Origin of the sequence: Leptospira kanakyensis, from assembly GCF_004769235.1 — a bacterium.
Lineage (GTDB): Bacteria > Spirochaetota > Leptospiria > Leptospirales > Leptospiraceae > Leptospira_A > Leptospira_A kanakyensis.
The window spans coordinates 576,384-597,137 of sequence record NZ_RQFG01000005.1; the positions used below are offsets into that span (position 1 = coordinate 576,384).

The following is a 20,754-nucleotide window of genomic DNA, read 5'->3' on the forward strand; positions in this document are numbered from 1 at the left end:
TATGAAAAAAACAGGTGCTTGGTTAGTAAGATATGCTTTGGAACAAATTGGAGTTCGTTATACCTTTGGAATTCCTGGAGTACACAATACAGAAATTTATGATGAATTAAACAATTCCGATTTGATACATCCAATGCTCGTAACCCATGAAGGTTGTGGTGCGTTTATGGCCGATGCCATTAGCCGCACAAGTGATTCTATTGGAACAGTAGTGATTGTACCTGCCGCGGGAGTGACTCATGCTGCTAGCGGAATTGGGGAAGCGTTTTTGGATGGGATTCCAATGTTAGTGATTGCCGGTGGAGTAAGAAGTGATTCACAATTCAAATACCAATTACATGATATGGATCAACATACATTAGTAAAACCCATTACTAAAAAAACATTCAAAGTAAAATCACAAGAGGAAGTCGTAGAAACTCTTTACGAAGCGTACCAAACAGCTGTGAGTGGAGAACCTGGGCCAGTATTTGTAGAAATTCCTGTGAACATCCAACTTTATACGGGAACAGTTGAAAACCTTCCCAGTTATCTTGACTATTGTAAAAAACAAACAATCTCAAATATAACTTTATCATTCTCTGATGATAGTCTTGATGAAGCTGTCGAGTTATTATCAAAAGCAAAGTCACCAGGTTTGTTTTTAGGATGGGGTGCCGTTGATGCAGCAGATTCAAGCGTTGCCATTGCGGAACTACTTGGTGCACCAGTGGCCACAACTTTACAAGGACTCAGTTCATTTCCAGGTAACCATCCTTTGCATTGCGGAATGAGTTTTGGGCCGGCAGCAGTTCCCGCAGCAACCAAAGCATTTTCTGAATGTGATTGTTTACTCGCAGTAGGAACTCGTTTTGCAGAAATTGCCACTGGTAGTTTTGGAGTGACTGTGCCAAAAAATCTAATTCATATCGACATCAATCCGGATGTCTTTCACACAAATTACCCGGCAAAAGTAAACATTCAAGGCGACGCCAAAATCATTTTGCCTGAACTGGTAAAAAGACTACAAAATAAGTTACAACTAACAAAAGAAAGTCGGGAAGATCGAATCCAGGTGCTCACAGCAGAAATTCAGAAAAACAAACAAAACTATATGGAGGAATGGTTCCAACATAATAGTAACGATAGAGTGAATCCGGCAAAATTCTTTAGTGCTTTACGTTCCACTTTACCTGATGATGGTTTTGTTGTGGTAGATGATGGCAATCATACATTTCTCACTGCGGAGCTAATGCCGATCCACAAACCAAGACATATGATCTCCCCCACTGATTTTAATTGTATGGGTTATGCAGTTCCTGCTACCATTGCCACTAAACTTGCAAATCCCGATAAAGCCGTTGTTGGGATCATTGGTGACGGGGCATTTCTGATGACTTGTATGGAGTTGGTTACCGCTAGTAGAAACCAGATTGGTGCAGTTTTTGCTGTTTTTAATGATGGTGAACTATCTCAAATTTCACAGGCCCAACAAGTTCCCTACAATCGTAAAACTTGTACTGTACTCGGAACCACAAGGTTTGAAGGAATTGCTCTGGCTACCGGAGCAGAATATCTTAAAATTCAAACCAACGATGATATTAAACAAAAGTTAGATGAAGCTTGGAGTCTAACAAAAGAAGGCCGTCCTGTTATTTTGGATGTCCATATCGACTACAGTAAAAAAACCCGTTTCACCCAAGGGATTGTTGGAACCAATTTGAAACGTTTGCCATTCGCAGCCAAAGTCAGAATGATTGGTCGTGCTTTAGTACGAAGAGTCACTGGATAGATTCGGGGTTATTTTATTTTGCGTATCTTACTTGCTCCCATGGAAGGACTTCTTGACTACCGACTGCGTGACACTCTCACACAAGTTGGTGGTTTTGATGAATGTGTTAGTGAATTCATTCGAGTGAATGACACTCTCCTTCCATCACATAGGTTCTATCGTTATGTTCCAGAACTATATGAAAATTCTAGGACTAAATCGGGAGTTCCTGTCAAAGTACAATTGTTAGGTTCTGACATCAATTGTATGGCAGAGAATGCAAGTAAGGTAGCTTCTCTCGGCGCCTACGGAATTGATATTAATTTTGGATGCCCTGCTCCCACTGTGAATCGAAACCGAGGTGGGGCCGCACTTCTCAAAGAACCGGACCAGATGTTTGCCATCGTAAAGGCCATCAGAAAAGCAGTTCCTTTAGAGATTCCAGTGACAGCAAAAATGAGACTAGGTTACGATTCCACCGAACAGGCGATTGTTTGTGCAAAAGCTTTAGAAGAAGGTGGGGCGGAAGAAATTGTTGTCCATGCTCGGACAAAAACCGATGGATACAAACCTCCTGCCTATTGGGACTGGATCCATAAAATTGGATCTACAGTAAAGGTTCCCTTAGTCGCCAATGGTGAGATTTGGACTGCAGAAGACGCAAGCCGGTGTAAAGAAATCTCTGGCTGCAAAGACATTATGATTGGTCGGGGAGCCGTAGCCAACCCTACCCTCGCTTTAATGATCCGAGGCGAAAGAAAAGAAAATCTTTCTTGGGATGAAATCAAAAGAATTTTATATCGGTATTGGCAAAGTTTAGAATCAGACATGGAAGTAAAAAGTCGTGCCGGCAGGATCAAACAATGGTTACACTATCTTTCTCGCCAGTATCCAGAAGCCGAAAAAGACTTTGAGATGGTAAAACGATTTACAAACAGAATCGATTTTGAAAAGTATTTGGAATCTTCTGTATAACCTGCGTAAAGTTTCCTATTCGCTCAAACAACAACAGGTATGAAGATTAACTCCAAATATTCCAATTTATTTATGGTAATGCCTCAAAGGTGATCGTGGAACATTTAGTCGTTGGGTAAGATGTTGAATTCGGCTTATCACAAGCAGAATCATACCCTGAACTCCGAAACAGTGTCTCAAACCAAATCACAAAAAAACCTTCGGCATTGCTCCGGCTTTTTTTCTCAGGGTCTACACACGATACAAAACTTAAAACAAACAGCAGTAATATCATCCATTGTTTCCTATTACTTACCCCTTCTGATTGCTTCATCAATGGCCGCTTTGCGAAGGGAAACCAACCATTGCAAATTTGTCTCGATGATTTGTTTTTCCGATTCTGGTAAACCCACAAAATAGTCCTTCAAATACGAATAGGCAAAAACTCCAAGGAAAGAATTACCACGCAAATGAGACAATTGCAAGGCAGATAGTTGTTCGAATAAAATTTCATCATCAAAGAGTATGACGCCGGTTATTTTATGAATTCAAAAAAGAAAGTCAATGAGATTTTTCGCATATCAAGAATTATACGTAATTGCCGAAAAATCTTCACAAAAGAATAAAAAAAGATGACATTAGTTCCGAAACCCTTTAAAAATATTTCTAACAGCGGTATATGAAGTTCAAGACCATGAAAAATAAATCCAAAAACATTCTTAAAATATTTTTTGTCCTTTTACTAACTAGTAACTGCACAGTTGATATCAGACAAGTTCCTGAGCCAAGAACTGTTATCTATTCCCCATTTTTTTTGACACAAAACAACTTATACGTTGGTAAATTGGAAGTTTATACTTCTGACTCAATCGAATATACAACTGCATGGAGGCATATCTTCAAATCTTTTCTATTAAACAATCGAATCAGCAAAAATGTAAAAGATTTAAATGGAGAAAAACAAATTAATAAAGATGACTATATTCTAGACATTGAAATCTATCCAGTACTGAATGATAAATTTAACTATTGGTGGACTTGGCCTGCTATTTATCCAATGCCAGGTTACTGGCCTGTTCAAATGAGAACCTACAATTATGAAACCATCATTAAATACAAAATTATTAAAAATCAATCCATTATACATGAAAGCGAAATAAAAGAAACGGAAGAGAAAACGATCACCATGTATGGTTTCTACAGGACTTCCGAGATCGAAAAAATGATCGAAATTGTAAATCTAAAGGCATTAGATAAATGTTCAAAAGAAATTTCATTAAAAGTTCAATAACTTTAGCACGATTCATATTTGCTTTAAATTGTTCAATCAGTGAAAAATTCACAGTATCAGATTTTTTTTAAATTCATTATAGATAAAAGAAAAACAAGTTTTTAAATATCTATTTCAGCACTTAATAAAAAACTTCGCATAACATCGGGGAAACGCTTCTCTTCGGCACTTACGGCCTCCTTTGGCCTGTAACACATAGGCTTTCTGTCACTCGTTTGCATACGCAAGCGTCGTTCCAGTCCCTAACATCCCGTTGGGATTTAGCTTGCGCTCTTACCCGACCGATCACTTTTTTTCCTTTCAAAACAAACAAACTTTTCTAAGTTAACTTTATGTTCGAATCGTTTTCCAACTCCGAAATTCTTTCTGGGATGATCACCCCAGCTGTCCTTGTTTCTGCCTGTGCCAGTTTGATTTTTTCCACAGCCAACAGGCTTGGACGAATTTTTGACCGAGTGAATCTTTTAAAATCGGAAGTGGAATTACTACTCGAAGGCAAACGAGGTTTTCAAAAGGAACGAATGGTTTACATGCGCCAACAATTATCGGTTCAGAAAAAACGCGCAGTCCTCATCCAACGTTCCATGGCTTTTTTATATTTGGCAACTTCTCTCTTTGTGATTTCAAGTCTGACACTTGCCATCACTCTTGCCTTCGCCAAAGGTTTTGCCTGGATCCCCACAGTTGTAGCAATCACCGGTGGAGTTTGTTTGTTTTTAGCAAGTGCCCTTTTATTTTACGAAAGCAGATACAACCTAACATTCATTAATCGTCAAATTGAATTTACAGAGTTTTTAGAAATGGAAGTGCGAGAGAAATAAAAGCTAGAAAATCATTACCCGTAAACAATGCCCAAACGGAATTTTTGATTTTCCTTTTTTAGCGCCTCGAATTCGTTAGTTGACAAACACTCATTCTAACACCGACCGCGTCATCCGCTCCAATCTTTCGCAGAGCGAAAGGATTTCCGCTACTACCGCTGGCGCAGGGATATTATTTTGAATCTGTAATCAATGATCACAAACTAAGATCATTTCTGATTTTTTGTGAATTCTCGGTTTCCGCACCAGGGATCCGAAGGGCTTGGTCCGAGAAGGCGCTAAGCCTTACGAGGACGGGAGCGAACGCGCACTCCGGAGAGAGCCCGCCCGGGTGCCCTAAAGCGCCAACTATGAACTTTTTAAAAAGAAAAACGGGGATTTTAGGAAAGGACATGCGGAAAACGGCGGGGCGTGATATAGGAGAGGCATTGGGTGGCGGGTCTAGTTCCCCACCCTCAAATCGGGCGGGGAAATTGTACCCACGCACCCACCCCAGGCGCCCCCATTTTGTAACAAATCTGACAAAAAAAAACGATTTTCCTGTCACCTTGGCTTTCTAGAACGGTAAGTAAAAATTAGATTCGGAAATTCCTTCATGAGAGAAATCAAAACTGTCACGATTTTAGGTGCCAACGGAGCCATGGGTTCTGGAAGTGCGGGCGTCATTGCTGCCTTCGGTGGTGCTAAAGTCCATATGCTCGCTAGAGATGTTGAAAAAGCAAAACAGGGTATCGAAGCCGCTGTCGCATCCGTCAAAACGGATACAATCCGCGCAAGAATGATCCCTGGTTCCTACGATGCGGATCTGGAAAAAGCTGTCGCAGAGTCAGATTGGGTATTCGAACTCGTGGCGGAAAGTTACGAAGTCAAAGAACCGATCAATACTCGTATTGCTAAGGCTCGCCGTCCGGGAACCATCGTTTCCACTGTGTCCTCTGGACTTTCCATCGGTCGTTTGGCAAAAGCTTACGATGAAGATGGTCAAAAACATTACTACGGAACACATTTTTTTAACCCTCCTTATAAAATGATCCTTTGTGAACTCGTAACTCACTCAGGAAATGACAAAAAAGTCACACAAGCGTTAGGTGAATACCTAGATAAAGTTTTAGGTCGTGCCGTTGTTTACACAAATGACACTCCTGCTTTCGCTGGAAACCGCATTGGATTTCAGTTGATGAACGAAGTGGCTCACTTTGCAGAGAAGTATGCTGACAAAGGTGGAATCGCTCTCCTCGACGAAATCATGTCCGGTTACACTGGTCGTGCCATGGGCCCACTTGCTACTGCTGACTTCGTAGGACTTGATGTTCACAAAGCCATCGTAGACAATATCTACGACAATACAAAAGACGAAGCTCACGAAACATTCAAACTTCCTGGTTACTTCCAAAAGTTAATCGATGCTGGTAAACTCGGTATGAAATCTGGTGGTGGTCTCACAAAAGTTGTGAAACACGCTGACGGAAAACGTGAGAAGTTTGTTTACAATATCAAAACTGGTGAGTACGATCCGTATCCAAAATTTGATATTCCTTTTATCAAAGAAGCTCGCCAAAAAATCAAAGATTCGGACTACAAAGGTGCGATGGAAGTTGTAAAAAAAGCAAGTGGCGTTGAAGCTGACATCGCTCGTTACTTCATTTCACGTTATATCAGTTACTCGCTCTCTCTCGTGGGAGAAGTAGTGGATACAAAAGAAAACACTGATGGCGCTATGGGTTTCGGTTTTAACTGGGTTCCTGCTTCTGCTTTCGTTGATTTCCTTGGTGGACCAAAAGAAACAATTAAGTTGATGGAGCAGTCTAAAATACCAGTTCCAAAACTTTTAAAAGATGCAAAAGAAGGCAAAAAGTTCTACGAACTTGGCGACAAACTTGACGCAAGGTCTCTCTTCAAAGGTTAATTAGGAGTATCATATGAGTGAAAAAGTATTCGTATTAGGCGGAGAACAAACCGACTTCCAAAGAAACTGGACAAAAGAAGGAAAAACCTTCATGTCCATGATGCGTGAAGTATTAGATGATGCTCTTGAAAAAGTAGGCATCAGTTATGATGAAATCAAACGATTGAACAAAGAAAACCGTGTGGCTGTGTTTGTTGGTAACTTCGATGCAGAACAGTATGCCAACCAAGGACACTTGGGTGCTTTTCTTACAGAAGTAAACCCAGCTCTTTACGGCGTTCCTGGTGCTCGTTACGAAGCAGCTTGTGCTTCTGGTTCTGTTGCCCTTGATGCTGCTATCACACATATCCGTGCGGAAGATTACGATCTAGCGATTGTTCTTGGTGTGGAAGTGATGAAAACTGTATCTTCTTCTGTAGGTGGTGACTTTCTTGGAACTGCTGCTTACTACGATAAAGAAGCGAAGGGAGTTCAATTCCCTTTCCCTAAACTTTTCGGAAAACTAGCAGACGTGATCCTTGAACGTTATGAACTAAAAGAAGAACGTTTTATGGATGCTCTTGCAGAAATTTCTCGTATCAACTACGCTAACGCAAAACGTAACCCGAAAGCACAAACTCGTACATGGTTCATGAACAAAGAACATGCGATGGCTCGCGGTGGAGACAACAATATGGCTGTGGGGGGTAGACTTTGTATCACTGACTGTTCCCAAGTAACAGATGGTGCTGCTGTGACCATCCTTGCATCCAAAGATTATACAAAAGAATACGCTAAAAAAACTGGCCGCAAAGTAGATGACATCCCTCGTGTAAAAGGTTGGGGTCACCGCGTAGCACCAATTACATTTGAAGCAAAAAAACAAGAATCCGTTGGGGACAAATACATCCTTCCATGGACTCGCCAAACTGTAAAAGATGCTTACAAACGTGCTGACTTAGATGTAAAAAACATTGATGTGTTCGAAACACATGACTGTTTCACTTCTTCTGAATACGCTGCGATTTCTGCATTTGGAATCTCAGAACCAGGAAAAGAACACATCGCGATCGAAGAAGGAACCATTGACTTTGGTGGTAAAAAACCAATCAATCCATCTGGTGGACTCATTGGTGTGGGTCACCCCGTTGGTGCATCCGGCGTACGTATGATGCTCGACCTCTACAAACAAGTCACAAACACTGCTGGCGATTATCAAGTAAAAGGTGCTAAAAATGGCCTTATGCTCAACATCGGTGGATCTGCGACTACGAACTTCGTGTTCATCTTAGGTAAGTAGATTTTGAGTTCGCTGAATACAGAAAAATGGAATCGGATACTCGTCCGGTTCCTCCTTGCCTTTTCATTTTGGGAAGCGGTATCCATTCCCGTTCGGATGGTGTTTTTTTCAAAGTTCTACTTTGATCCAACATTGAAATCGATGTTTGTTCCCATAACCGATGTTTTTTGGCTTGGACCTGTGTTCAGCGATTTGTCATTCACACTTTCCTTTGGATTTCTTTATGCACTGATGAAAGAATCTTTACCCCAAGGACTTGTGGGTGGATTTTTAGTGGGAATCTTAGTTTCCATCATTGGATTTGTATCACCAATGCTTTGGACATTGTCCCTAACAAACGTTGCACCAACAGTTCTTGTTTGGGTTTGGGTCGCTTACTACTCCATATTTACTATATCGACTGCTGTCATTTATTCGGTAGGTTGGAATTCAGAAGATTAAATATTTCAAAGGATCAGAAAGGAAAGGTTTTGACTAACTCCTATTCTGATTCAAAACAAACCGCATTTTGCATCGGTGAACCCAAAGTTTCCTTTGGGTTTTTTTATTTCTAAAACTGAAATCGGAATGCTACCGAATCCAATCGGTCTGCCACCTGGGCCAAATTAGAAATGGACCCTTCAATGGCAGCAATGGTTTGTTTTTGTTCGTTGGCGGCAGCTGACAACTCTTCAACGATTGAAGAAGTATGGACAAGTTGGGTTTGGATTTTTTCTATATTCCCTAAAACACTACCTGACATGGACTCTGTTCCTTCTGTGGAACCGTGAATTTTTTCTGCACTGACCTTGGTTTCTTCTGCGTTCTTTAAAATTTTATCCATTTCAACTTGAACAGTTTCAAACTCCAATGATCCTACTTCCACTTCACTGAGTCCTTCTTGGATATCCGTAACAGTTTGTAAAATTTTGGATGTCAACTCGGCTATAAAAGCTGAGATTTCTTTGACCGATTTATTGGACTGGTCTGCCAATTTTCCCACTTCACCAGCAACCACAGCAAAGCCTTTACCTGCCTCTCCTGCCCTTGCCGATTCGATCGATGCGTTTAAAGAAAGTAAGTTGGTTTTTTCAGAAATGGCAGCAATGGTTTCTGTAATTTTTCGGATGACCTTTGTTTTTTCACCCAAATCTTTGATGGTTTCCGAAGTTTTGATAATTTGTTTTTTTGCTTTATTGAACTGGGCAATGGCTTTATCAGAACGTTCCTTTCCTGAAATAGAAAACTGGTAAGCCTCGGTTGATTCGACTTGAACTGTATTTGACTCAGATCGTATGCTACTAATTAGGTGGTTTAATGAATCCATTTGATGGAAAATACTTTCTGAACTTTCGCGAGTGATATTACTAGAATCGGCAAGAGTAAACATAGCATTCGAAAGTTCTTGGAAGGCAATGTGGATATGTTCCACTGCATGGGTAAGCCCAGCAATCTGCGACTTCACAATTTCTGCGTTCCCAATCAGTTGGGAAATCATCCCCCGAAATTCTACCTGCGTTTTTCGAATCAAATTAAGAAGTTCCGAATTCTCACCGGCATTTTCTAAATCGACATCAAACTTAAGTTTTCCCCGATTCAAATTCTCTAGATATTTTTTTGCTTTTAAATACGATTGGGAATTTCTTGTGACCTTCACATACCCAAATGCCGTCACAAGAAAAAAGAGAACAAAACCAATTCCGAAATACAAAGGACTACTTAAAAATGGAAAACTTAGATTTGATTTTAGAAAAAACAAAACGAGTAGCATTCCACTAACAAACGTTTGCAATAGAAAAGTAGATCGGATGGAAACACTCGCCAAAAACCCCATCTTTTTTGGTTTCCATTTTCCAGAATTGATTTTGGTATATAGTTCCTCAGCTTCCCGAATTTGGTCTATCGTAGCCTTGGTTCGCACCGACATATAACCTACATGTTTTCCATCTTCGTAAATGGGAGAAACATTGGCATCGACCCAATAAAAATCACCAGACTTTGCACGATTTTTGACGACCCCCACCCAAGAGTTTTCGGCCTTTACGGTATCCCATAAATCTTGGAAGGCGAGTTTCGGCATATCAGGGTGGCGGATGAGATTGTGTGGTTCACCCACAAGTTCCTCTTCTGAATACCCGCTGATGCGTAAAAAATCTGCATTCACATAGGTGATGATTCCCTTCAAATCTGTTTTGGAAGTGATCTTTGTCCCTTCAGGGAACTCGATTTCTTTGTCGGTAATTGGCAGATTCTTGCGCATAAATTCGTTATAACAAAGGATCTAGAATCATCCAAGAACAAATTAGAATATTTCCAAACCTAACTGTAGTAAGAAACAAAGGTTTCTGAAATCCAGATAGGGACTTAGCTTGACATTTAGACTTTTTTGTCATATCTTCTCTCGGGACGAAGAACCAGACAACGGAAGGGCCGATAGGATGGATCAGGTGGAAACGTGAAACGAGAAACTCTCTTCTGGGATCTAACCCTAAAACTCGAAGCGTTTACCCATACCGTCCCTGTTCCTTTTGCGGTGTATTATGCCATCATCACCCAAAAAATGGAACCAGACCACTGGCGGATTTTTATCGCACTCTGTGTGGTTTTTGCAACTGGGATTGGGCTCCTTGGAACCTTTGTCCGCCACCTCCTTCTCAAGTATGTCTTCGCTAAAATAGAAAGAATACCCATTCCAAAAGCCGGAATTTCGTCTTTATCGAAAGAAGAAATCAATTATGCAAAGTCGGTTAAAATTCTCCTTTTTCGATATCCATTATTAGAAGCCATCATCATCGTGATACGCTGGTTATCTGGTGTTATTCCCATCAGCCTTTTGTTTTTTCACTTAGTGGCTTATATGCCTTCTGTTGCCCGTTCTGCTATTTTTACCTTTGTGATGATTGCACCCATTTCCTTTGTAACGTATTATTTTATTTCTGAAAGTTGTATCCGGCGGCTTTTTGACCTCCCACAAATTAAAAACATCGAACTCCAAGAAAAGGACATTCCTAAGTTCAATTATTTTGCGAGGATTCTTATTGCCTTTTTTAGTTTGGCTGCCCTTCCCTTTGTTATTTTTTCATACATTCTTTATTCTCTCGCAATGGGTGAAATAGCGGTAGAAGATCCAATGATCCCCATTGTTACAGTTTCTTTTATTTTTATCATTCCTCTGGTTGTCTGCTCTTATGTGGTTGCCAAGTCAGTGAATGAAGGCTTAAACGAAACTAGTAGATCCTTGGGAGAACTTTCCAAGGGAAACTTTGATGTGCTCGTCACTCCTAAATCCAGTGATGATTTCGCCAAACAAGCATTTTATCTAAACTCGGTGATAAGCAAACTAAAAGGTATGTATGAGGAAATCAAAAACCTCAACGAAGGTTTGGAAGAAAAAGTCACTTTAAGAACCAACGAACTCAATCAGTCCTTACAAGATATTAGTAAACTGAAAATACAACAAGATGGAGATTATTATCTCACCTACCAACTTTTAAGTCCTCTCGCGATTAAAGATGTAGTTTCAAAACATTTGGAAGTGGATCATCTTGTAAGACAAAAAAAAGTTTTCGAATACAAAGATAGAAGGTATGACATAGGCGGCGATATCAATATATCCCATTCGATAATTTTGCAAAAAAGAAAGTTTTTACTTTTTGTCAATGCAGATGCTATGGGTAAGTCTATGCAAGGTGCCGGTGGTGCCCTCGTTTTTGGTGCTGTTTTCCAATCCATAGTCCAAAGAACAAAATCAGACCCCGGATACGAACAAATAGGCCCAGAGGACTGGTTAAAATCAAACCTACAAGAAATGCATATGATTTTCGAAGCCTTTGATGGAACCATGTTAGTTTCTCTCACCATGGGTTTGTTAGAAGAAGATACCGGAAAGTTATACTTCCTAAATGCAGAACACCCTCCTATTGTTTTGTATAGAAAAGAAAAAGCAGAATACCTTCTAGCAGATGTATCCTACAGAAAACTAGGAACCTTAGGTGCCACACCCATACAAAACATAAAAGAGTTTCAACTAACACCCGGAGATGTGTTGATCATCGGGTCTGATGGAAAAGACGACTTACTCCATTTAGATGAAACTGGGAAATGGGAGATCAATTCAGATGAACAAATGTTCCTAAAACTTGTTGAATCCACTCAAGGGAACTTACTTGCCATCTCCAACCAAATTGAATCCTTGGGACAAGTCATAGACGATATTTCTTTGATACGAATCTGTTATTTACCCAAAACTTTGTCATCATCATAAGCTGAATTCATCGAAAGACCGGAAATTTCTGATTCCAGATACAGATTACAAACAGTCCAATACTTAAATCCAAAATGAACCAAACAAAATTAAAACTCCCCATAAAAATGGGATATGGATTGGCCGAAACCGGTATAACGGCCGTTCAACTCTTCACTCAAATTTATTTACTCAAATATTATACTGAAATTGTTGGATTAAACTCGAGTTTGGCCGGGATCGCTCTTTCCATTTCCGTCATTTGGGACGCTGTGAGTGACCCACTGATGGGACGTATCTCTGACCACACCCATACAAAATGGGGGAGAAGAAGACCCTATATTTTACTTGGTGGGATTTTACTTTCGTTGGCCGTTCTTCTTCTTTTTTCACCCCCACACCTCACTACCCAAATCGGAAAATTTTCTTATCTTTTATCTGTTTATCTTTTTGTAAATACAGCCATGACCATCATCTCTGTTCCCCATATTGCTCTCGGAGGGGAACTTAGTTTTGAACGAAACGAAAGGACGTCCATTTTTGGATGGAGGTTATTTTTTAGTAATATAGGAATGCTCGTTGGGATGATTGTACCTGCTGCCATATTACAATCTTTAGGTGATGAATCCGCAAAAAACAATATCATCACCTCTCGCACAGTGGCAGGTGAAATTGTTTCTTTGGTCATTTTAGGATCATCCATCATCACCTTTTTAGTGACCAAAGGCAAAGATATATCAAGTCCCAAACCAGAAAATAAAATCTCTTTTGTTACTTCATTTACATCAGTATTAAAAAATAAAATGTTTCTCATCCTACTTTTTGCATTTATCATTGCGACGATAGGAAGAACTTTCAATTCAAGTATAGCGCTTTACTACTACGAACACAGGTTAGGTCTCAAAGAGTCACTTGTGGTCATCAACATCCTCTTACCATTTTTTTTAGTCCTTCTCCTTTCGATTGGGTTTTGGGTTTGGATCGCTAAAAGAATTGGGAAAAAAATACCGGCGTTTCTCGGAGTTTTTGGGCTTGGAGTTCTTACTGTGATTGTTTATCCACTTTTCCCTTATGGGGAACTAAGACCTCCTCTCATCGCTGCTTTTATCGGTGGAATCTGTGCTGGCTCCATCCTCATCATGGATTCCATCCTAACAGATGTTGTAGACTATGATGAATTCAAAACTGGTGAAAAACGAGAAGGATTGTATTTTGGGATTTGGAAGATGGGTGTAAAGTTTTCGCAGGCCTTCGGGATTGCCATCACCGGTTTTTTACTCGATTTCATTGGATTTCAAAATGGTGCGGCCACTCAATCACAAGATGTGGGATTTCGACTTGCTATGATTTTTGGCCCTGGGGTTGGATTCTTTTTTATCTTAGGTTCTCTCCTCTTTTTATTTTTTCCCCTAAGCGACCAAAAACACATCCAAGTCCAAAGAATCTTATTGAAACGAAAACAAAGAGATACACTCTCAAAGGAAAATTGATTTATATGAAACCAGGTCGCAGAGTTCAGTTCATTGCTTTTTTATTAATCTACTTCATTGTTCCATTCTGTGCTTGTTTGTTCACACTGATTTTTGCGAACTATACTGCCTCGGCTTTTTTGCCAAGTAAGTTCCTCGCGCTCTTTGAAGCCACACAAGTCACTAAAGATATAACATTAGCTGTTTTTACTTGGGCTCCCTTTCCTATCATCACCCTTATTTTGTTTGTTTACAGTCTACCCATTGCTAAATTTCTTTTTTCCACTAAAGGTTGTAACTTTATCTCTGAAGAAAGGGCTCGTCACCGAATAGTTCATTCCCCCCTTACCATCAGTTTACTTGGATTTATCGGATGGGAAATCTCTAATTTTTTAAGTGTTTGTCGCATCGATGCACTATTTCCAGACGCTCCCCACCAAAGTATTGTTACAGTTTCTATTTTATTTGGTTTTTGGGGTTTATTCGCTTTTGCTTTTTCTTACGCCACAACCACGTATTTAAATAAACTCCTCATCATCCCATGTGTGTTTCCTGAAGGTGGCCTCGGCAAATATGCTCACGGAAAACAATTTTCCATTGTCACAAAACAATTTATCTTTTGGGCCGCATCAACTCTCTTCCCCATAGTCCTTCTCATTTTTGGAATTTTACTCCGAACTGGCCAAAATATTTTTAACCTTCATGAACTAGTTCACAATGATGTTCTCTTTGAAGTCATTGCCATTATGCTTGTTTTTTCCTTTGCATTTGCGATGTCTTTTGCCTCTAGTTTGCAACACCCACTCAACCAAATTGAAAAAGCAACAGAACTCATCAAAGAACAAAAGTTTGATACTCGGGTTAAAATTTTCAGCTCTGATGAACTCGGTTTACTCGGAGATGCGGTGAATGAAATGGCAGAGGGTCTTGCCGAAAGGGAAAGGATCAAAGATACCTTTGGTCGGATTGTAGATCCAAGAGTCAGAGATTATCTTCTTTCCAATGAACATAGTTTAGGTGGAAAGGTTGTAGAGGCTTCTATCCTATTTTCGGATCTCAGAGACTTTACTAAACTTTCGGAAAAAAGAAAACCCGAAGAAGTTTTATACATCCTCAATCGTTATTTCCAAGAAATGAGTAATGCCATTGAAATACACGGTGGGTTTATCAACAAATTTATCGGTGATGCCATTTTAGCAGTTTTTGGAACACCCATGCCGATGACGGATCACGCCGAACGAGCGTTTGCCACTGCCCTACAAATGCAAAAAAATCTAGATTCCCTCAATGCACAGTTTTTAAGCGAAGGGCTCACCGAACTAAAGATGGGAATCGGAATCCACACAGGAAGTTTACTTGTAGGAAATATTGGTTCAACGAACCGCATGGAATTTACCGTGATTGGTGATACTGTCAATACAGCTTCAAGAGTGGAAGGACTTTGTAAGGGTTTAAAGAAAAACCTCCTTCTTACAGAAAATACATCGATCCTTTTACCAGAAGATATTCGCTCAAAACTCCAATCGGAGGGTGAATATGAATTGAAAGGAAGGGAAACCAAAGAGAAGATTTATTCTTATTCTTTAGGGGAATAAAATGGTTGAACCAGATTTGAAAAAAGTTCAGAATGGGATGGAATGAAGTTTACCCTTGGTATTTTGCTCTTAGGTTCCTTTTTTGTTTCGTGTAACGATATCAAACTTGTCAGCCGCCAAGACATCCTCGATCTTTTGGAAGGGGATGGAACGCAAGGTGGATATTCTTCTTCAGATTCTACCGATTCATCTTCCAGATCATCCACTAACAACGGCAATTCGAACAATCTCAACCACTATGGACTTACCGATAGGCCAACTGGAACCAATACTTACGGTTCCACGGGTTCCACAGTTGGTAACCCGCTCGGTTATTAATTTTTCCGCCTAAATTTCCTTATTTGATAAATTCAAAAAAATCGTCCATGAGAGGTCTGAAACAAGACCGGATGGTAATTTTTGCCACCTTTTCATTTTTCGGCCCATAATTCAAAACGATATCGTTAGGGTCTCGGATGAAGGAAAAGATTTTATTCACTTGGAAGTCCGCATGACCATCTCGAATTTTAATTACATATTCAAATTCATGTTCATTGGCATCCACTTCTCCAATTCCATAGGGAACGTAACATTTAATGAGTCCAATGCCTCGAAACTCTCCCGTTTCCTGGTTCTCCAATTCGATTTTGGAAAGTTCTGGATCCAATTTGTATTCCAACCATTGTTTCGCTTTTAGAAAACTTCGAGTTTTTTGGTAGGTTTTATGGTCTCTCGAGTCTTCTGTGGTTCGGAATTTGGAAGAAACAACCCAAAGTTTCAAACACATGGAGTTTTGAAAGAAAAGGAAAAATACAGATAAAAAGAAAATTCGTTTTGCCATCATTTCTATGCTTCCCTCTCATCACCGGACTCGCAAAACAAATCTTCACAAAGATGGAAAATTTTCTCTTTATTTGGTAGTACGGGAAATGGTACGACATTCGGCGGCAACAAGGATGTGTTCTGGTTTGTTTTTTTGATCTTATGTCTCTTGGACTCGATTCTATCTCTCACTTTATTATTTTCGGAACTGCCCTCCCCCATTCTAGAGTGCCCGAATAAAAATTGGATTGAATTTGTCGGGGCATCACTTTCAATCTTGATCATGCCCGATTTTGATCGTATTGATCTTATGAATTATGCCATGTACGGAAACGACTTTGATCCCCAATGGGATGAGATCCGTGCATTTTTAAAAACGAATGTATCTGCTCAAAAAGAGTTGGAAGAGATTAAGAGAACTGTTCCCAGCCCACATATAGGAAAAAAACGTAGAGAAAACGTAAACCCCAGTGATCCCAGAGAGTCCAATGGAGGCGGAGTGGAAAGAGAACCTCGTATTCCGTCCACAGACCCACAGGCCAAGTCTTGGTGGCAAAAAATCTTAGGAGAATGAAATGGAAAACACCGTAGACCAAATCAAAAAGAATGTTGAGAACATCAAAAAGTTTGTCACTCCGTTCTTTAATTTGGCGGTAAACACAACTGTCTACGGTTACCACAACATTGTACCCAATGGCAAACTCATCCTCACTTGTAACCATAGAAGTGATATGGATCCCTTTGTCATTGGTTCTGTGTTTCCTAGATTCATTTCTTGGATTGCAGCAGAGTATACCACTCGCATTCCTCTTTTCAAAGACTTAGTAGAAAAAACGGGAACCATTCCTATGGCCATCGATGGCAATATCTCTATGGCCAGTATCAAAAAGGTACAACAGGTCTTTAAAAATGGGGATGTACTTGGAATCTTTCCAGAAGGCCATGACTATATGGTGCAAAATGATTTTTCTGCCCCACTTGCCAACTTCCATTCTGGATTCGCTGCCTTTAGCCTTCGAAACAAAGTGGATATCCTTCCTACTGTCATCATTCCAGACGAAGAAACGGTTACTGATTATCCCATCCCACCATTGGTACGTGCTTTTATGGGGATGCCCAAAGAAGTTTGTGATATCAAACGCCGCGTGGTTTACAAAAAAATCAATGTGGTTTTTGGTGAAGTGATCAAATACGAAAACTATGCTCACCTACCACTTGACAAGGGTATGGTGGAGGTTTCGAACGAAACCAAACGTAGAATGGGTGAATTACAAAAAGTAGATTATTTAAAAAAGTAATCGAATCCCAATTGGTTCGTATAAAGTATTTCTACGCGTAATCCTATAAAGGTTTATCTCTGGGCATCGGTTCATTGGTTACACTCTTATTTAATTTTGAGAAAATACCAAAGAAAGAGCGAAACCCCACACATTCAATCGCTTGACTTTTGCAAAAAATCGATAGATTTTGAGATATGGCGGCAGTTGAAATTTTAGATTCAGACTCTATTCAAAATTCCTTAAAAAATTACAAAAAGGAGCTGGATTCATTAGGAGTTGAGACGATTCATCTTTTTGGATCTGTCGCAAGAAATGAAGCAAATCAAAATAGCGATATTGATTTCCTAGTTAAATTCAAACCTGGAATGAAAAGTTTTGATAATTACATTGATCTAACTTTTTTATTGGAAGACCTCTTTAACGTAAAAGTTGATCTCCTGACTACTGATTCTATCTCGGGTTCTCTTAAAAATTCTTTAGAAAGTGAGTCAGTTCTAATTGAAGTCTGACATAGATTACATTAAACATATTTATAATGAAATTTTATCGTAGATTACGATATTGTTTGGGATCTTGTTAAAAACAAAATTCCAGTTCTTGAAATTCAAATTAAAGAAATTTTGCAAAAAGAAAAAACACTTTTTGACTGATATACGATTACGCAAAACAAAGACTACCCAAATATCGAGTAGCCTAATTTTGATTTACCTAAACTTCCACTTCTCCAGAAAACACTTCCGTAGCAGGGCCTGTCATCATGACAGATCCATTTTCTTTCCATTCGACATGAAGGGTTCCGCCGCGTAGATCAATCTTCACAGCACGACCCGTCTTTCCATTTAAGATAGAAGCGACAGTCACAGCACAGGCCCCTGTCCCGCAAGCTAAGGTTTCTCCCGTTCCCCTCTCCCAAGTCCTTTGGTAGAGATGGTCTTTGCCACGAACGGATACAAATTCCACATTCACTCTTCGTGGAAACAAAGGATGGTTTTCAATGAGGGGTCCAATTTCCCGAACCGGGAAGGCATCGGCATCATCCACATAAATCACACAATGAGGATTTCCCATGCTAACAGCCGTAAAGTGATATTCTTTCCCTTGGACTTCAATCACTTGGTTGATCACAGGTTCGTCCCCTTTCCATACGATAGGAACAAGGGATGGTTTGAGAATGGGCTCTCCCATATCCACGGTGACCATTTCTACTTTGCCCGAGTTCCCTGTTTTTAAGTCGAGGGTGAGGACTCCCTTTCCTGTTTCAATGGTTGGTTTTTGGTTTTTAGTAAGGCCATGGTCAAAAACAAATTTTCCCACACAACGAACGCCATTCCCGCACATCTCAGAAGAACTTCCATCCGAGTTGTACATATCCATTTGGAATTCACCGGTATTCGAATTACGGATAAAAATCACCCCATCTCCACCAATTCCAAAATTGCGGTCAGAAAGTTTTTGGATTTGTTCGGGACTCAGACGGATATCGTTTTTCGTTGCATCGATATACACATAGTCATTTCCAATTCCTTCCATTTTGGTGAAGTTGATTTTCATTTGATCCTCTCTTATCTCACCCCATGTTTTTTTGGCCTTGGATGTTGGCAAGCCGGATCAAGGTTTTTTAGTTTGACCCTTGTTCTCACTAGTTAGACTGACTGAATAGACCATGAAATCTTGTATTCTTTGCCAATCTCCCGAGTCAAAAACCGTATTCAATGAAAACGGAACCCCAATTTTAGAATGTAAAAGCTGTGGACATGTATATTCCTCTTACGAACAAGAAGAACATTACGAAGGTTATTGGGACGGGGCAGAACAAACTTACGATTTAAAATGGTGGGATAATGCTCACCGAGCCGTGTATTCTGATTTTATTTCCACCTACTTAAAATCGGAGAAAGGAAACCTTCTCGATGTGGGTTGTGGACTTGGCTTTTTTGTAAAGGCTGTACTTACGAAAAAAACAGGTTGGTCGGCCGTGGGGTATGAAATATCCAAACAAGCTGTCAAATTTGCCAACGAACAAAACGGAATGAAAACTGTTTATGCAGGTCTTGTTCAGGACTCGAAGTTACCTAAAGAAAGTTTTGATATCATCACTTTGTGGGACGTGATCGAACACATTCCCAAACCGCACTCTTTACTCACTTACTTACACGGACTATTGAAACCTGGTGGGATTTTATTTTTACAAACGCCGAATTTTCCCATCCAACTTGCCAAAGCCAATCTGAAGGTGAAACTAAAAGGAATGCAAGAAGGTGTTCATTACTTAGAAGCCAAAGACCATGTAAACAATTACAAGATGCACACTTTGGCAGAACTCGGAAAACAATGTGGGTTCATAAATCCTAAATACAAAGTACTTATGCCCATCCTTTCCGTATCGGGGAGTAAAAGTAAACTTGCCGTTTATTTTAAGTTAGGTTATTATTATTTCACCAAACTAATCTTTACTCTTAGTTTTGGAACCATCAACTGGAACAATACTCTATTTTTGACGCTTGTGAAGCCATAATTCCGCAAAGTTTAAAGCAGTGACCGTACTCGGTGCCGTCCAAATCGGTGCCGGAGTTTCAGAAACATACTCGGCTAAATCCGCACCTTGCCCCCACATCTCCGGAATGTGAATGCTTGCGATCCCATGACGGTTTGCTCCCAATACATCATCTTCCCAATTGTCACCAAGTAAGATAGAATCCTCTGGATTTTCTTTGGTCGCTTCTAATACATATGAAAAAAATTCTGTAGATGGTTTTTCAAACCCCACCTCTTCCGAAGTGATGAGTGTGAAACGAAATGAATCTGGTAAAAAAGAAGAAACTTTTAATAACTGGGTTCTTAAAGTTTCATTCGTTGTCAAAAATACAGGAACTTTTTTCGATAAGTCCACAAGTTTCGGAAATAGTTTGGTTTGGTAGATTTCTTTTTTTGATTCTGTTTTCAAATAAGATAAAAAATGGAAGTGGTATCTTTCCTCCATCCATAAAACATCAACGATGTCTTTTGTTTGAAAACCGCTGATTGCCAATGATTCAGGATCATTTGTATGATTGGTTCCAATGGCTGAATGTTTGACAACATCCATCATCAATTTAAAACATAATAGGCGAAGCCGATTCGAACTATGACCTTCGAGTTGGTTTTTTACTTTTTTCCTAGCCGATTCATACAAAGAAAAAAAATCTCCACCTAACTTTCGCTCCTTCCAATCCTTGGCACATTCACCAATGGCAAAATCGTACGCAGGTTTCGAAGGTAAAAGAGTATTGTCCAGATCCAAAAACAAAGCCATATCCGAAAAGAAAACTTGGGACAAACATTCTGTCAACGGTTTGGTTGATAAATAATTACTTGTATCTCTTACAAACTCCCTCTAGAGTTTCGCC

General features: G+C 39.8%; 19 protein-coding genes and 1 pseudogene. 16 read left to right on the forward strand and 4 right to left on the reverse strand.

The genetic code is table 11. The features are described from left to right. Position 1 precedes the first annotated feature (1 nt). The 7 genes from EHQ16_RS03335 (at position 2) to EHQ16_RS03375 (ending at position 8,442) form a co-directional block, all read left to right on the forward strand. Positions 2-1,771, forward strand: coding sequence for a thiamine pyrophosphate-binding protein (locus tag EHQ16_RS03335; protein ID WP_135636365.1), 1,770 nt, complete (start codon positions 2-4; stop codon positions 1,769-1,771). 18 nt (positions 1,772-1,789) lie between these two features. After that, entirely contained in the window at positions 1,790-2,725 is a 936-nt protein-coding gene (locus tag EHQ16_RS03340) for a tRNA dihydrouridine synthase (protein ID WP_135636363.1), read from the forward strand. A gap of 673 nt (positions 2,726-3,398) precedes the next feature. Next, entirely contained in the window at positions 3,399-3,995 is a 597-nt protein-coding gene (locus tag EHQ16_RS03355; protein WP_135636359.1) for an LBF_2127 family putative lipoprotein, read from the forward strand. A gap of 332 nt (positions 3,996-4,327) precedes the next feature. Beyond that, positions 4,328-4,816 (forward strand): DUF2721 domain-containing protein, encoded by a 489-nt coding sequence (locus tag EHQ16_RS03360; protein WP_135636358.1) that lies wholly within the window; start codon positions 4,328-4,330, stop codon positions 4,814-4,816. A 595-nt stretch (positions 4,817-5,411) separates the two neighbouring features. Beyond that, complete coding sequence (locus EHQ16_RS03365; protein ID WP_135636356.1) at positions 5,412-6,722, forward strand: 3-hydroxyacyl-CoA dehydrogenase family protein; 1,311 nt, start codon at positions 5,412-5,414, stop codon at positions 6,720-6,722. A gap of 13 nt (positions 6,723-6,735) precedes the next feature. Next, positions 6,736-8,001, forward strand: coding sequence for an acetyl-CoA acetyltransferase (locus EHQ16_RS03370; protein ID WP_135602231.1), 1,266 nt, complete (start codon positions 6,736-6,738; stop codon positions 7,999-8,001). Between the two features lie 3 nt (positions 8,002-8,004). Continuing rightward, entirely contained in the window at positions 8,005-8,442 is a 438-nt protein-coding gene (locus EHQ16_RS03375; RefSeq protein ID WP_135636354.1) for a hypothetical protein, read from the forward strand. Positions 8,443-8,551: 109 nt separating this feature from the next. On the opposite strand, the gene EHQ16_RS03380 is transcribed toward EHQ16_RS03375, so the two are convergent. Continuing rightward, entirely contained in the window at positions 8,552-10,240 is a 1,689-nt protein-coding gene (locus EHQ16_RS03380; protein WP_135636352.1) for a methyl-accepting chemotaxis protein, read from the reverse strand. A gap of 195 nt (positions 10,241-10,435) precedes the next feature. Between EHQ16_RS03380 and EHQ16_RS03385 the strand changes: the two genes are divergently transcribed. The 4 genes from EHQ16_RS03385 to EHQ16_RS03400 all read left to right on the forward strand — a co-directional run bounded on the left by EHQ16_RS03385 (position 10,436) and on the right by EHQ16_RS03400 (position 15,605). Next, positions 10,436-12,244, forward strand: a complete 1,809-nt coding sequence (locus EHQ16_RS03385) for a SpoIIE family protein phosphatase (protein ID WP_135636350.1) — start codon at positions 10,436-10,438, stop codon at positions 12,242-12,244. Positions 12,245-12,318: 74 nt separating this feature from the next. Next, positions 12,319-13,713 carry an MFS transporter gene (locus tag EHQ16_RS03390; RefSeq protein WP_135636348.1) on the forward strand — a complete coding sequence of 465 codons (1,395 nt, stop codon included), beginning with the start codon at positions 12,319-12,321 and terminating at the stop codon, positions 13,711-13,713. A 5-nt stretch (positions 13,714-13,718) separates the two neighbouring features. Then, positions 13,719-15,287: an adenylate/guanylate cyclase domain-containing protein gene (locus EHQ16_RS03395; RefSeq protein WP_135636346.1), complete on the forward strand. Its 1,569-nt coding sequence runs from the start codon at positions 13,719-13,721 to the stop codon at positions 15,285-15,287. 42 nt (positions 15,288-15,329) lie between these two features. Further along, a complete protein-coding gene (locus EHQ16_RS03400) occupies positions 15,330-15,605 on the forward strand; it encodes a hypothetical protein (RefSeq protein ID WP_135636344.1) in 276 nt (91 codons plus the stop codon). Positions 15,606-15,624: 19 nt separating this feature from the next. On the opposite strand, the gene EHQ16_RS03405 is transcribed toward EHQ16_RS03400, so the two are convergent. After that, entirely contained in the window at positions 15,625-16,110 is a 486-nt protein-coding gene (locus EHQ16_RS03405; RefSeq protein WP_135636342.1) for a DUF4468 domain-containing protein, read from the reverse strand. Positions 16,111-16,371: 261 nt separating this feature from the next. Here EHQ16_RS03405 and EHQ16_RS03410 point away from each other — a divergent pair, with 261 nt between their 5' ends. From EHQ16_RS03410 to EHQ16_RS19680, 4 genes and pseudogenes are all read left to right on the forward strand, one after another. Next, positions 16,372-16,662 carry a hypothetical protein gene (locus tag EHQ16_RS03410; RefSeq protein WP_135637306.1) on the forward strand — a complete coding sequence of 97 codons (291 nt, stop codon included), beginning with the start codon at positions 16,372-16,374 and terminating at the stop codon, positions 16,660-16,662. 22 nt (positions 16,663-16,684) lie between these two features. After that, positions 16,685-17,386 (forward strand): lysophospholipid acyltransferase family protein, encoded by a 702-nt coding sequence (locus tag EHQ16_RS03415; protein ID WP_208729552.1) that lies wholly within the window; start codon positions 16,685-16,687, stop codon positions 17,384-17,386. A 176-nt stretch (positions 17,387-17,562) separates the two neighbouring features. Further along, positions 17,563-17,877, forward strand: coding sequence for a nucleotidyltransferase family protein (locus tag EHQ16_RS03420; RefSeq protein WP_135636340.1), 315 nt, complete (start codon positions 17,563-17,565; stop codon positions 17,875-17,877). 33 nt (positions 17,878-17,910) lie between these two features. Further along, positions 17,911-18,018: pseudogene (locus tag EHQ16_RS19680) on the forward strand (DUF86 domain-containing protein); the annotation flags it as partial. Between the two features lie 58 nt (positions 18,019-18,076). Here the strand turns inward: EHQ16_RS19680 and dapF are convergent. Next, complete coding sequence (gene dapF, locus EHQ16_RS03425) at positions 18,077-18,919, reverse strand: diaminopimelate epimerase (protein ID WP_135636338.1); 843 nt, start codon at positions 18,917-18,919, stop codon at positions 18,077-18,079. A gap of 112 nt (positions 18,920-19,031) precedes the next feature. Between dapF and EHQ16_RS03430 the strand changes: the two genes are divergently transcribed. Then, complete coding sequence (locus EHQ16_RS03430) at positions 19,032-19,883, forward strand: class I SAM-dependent methyltransferase (RefSeq protein ID WP_135636336.1); 852 nt, start codon at positions 19,032-19,034, stop codon at positions 19,881-19,883. On the opposite strand, the gene EHQ16_RS03435 is transcribed toward EHQ16_RS03430, so the two are convergent. Continuing rightward, positions 19,857-20,660 carry an HAD family hydrolase gene (locus EHQ16_RS03435; protein WP_135637304.1) on the reverse strand — a complete coding sequence of 268 codons (804 nt, stop codon included), beginning with the start codon at positions 20,658-20,660 and terminating at the stop codon, positions 19,857-19,859. The two genes, EHQ16_RS03430 and EHQ16_RS03435, sit on opposite strands and share 27 nt — an antisense overlap. Positions 20,661-20,754 lie beyond the last annotated feature (94 nt).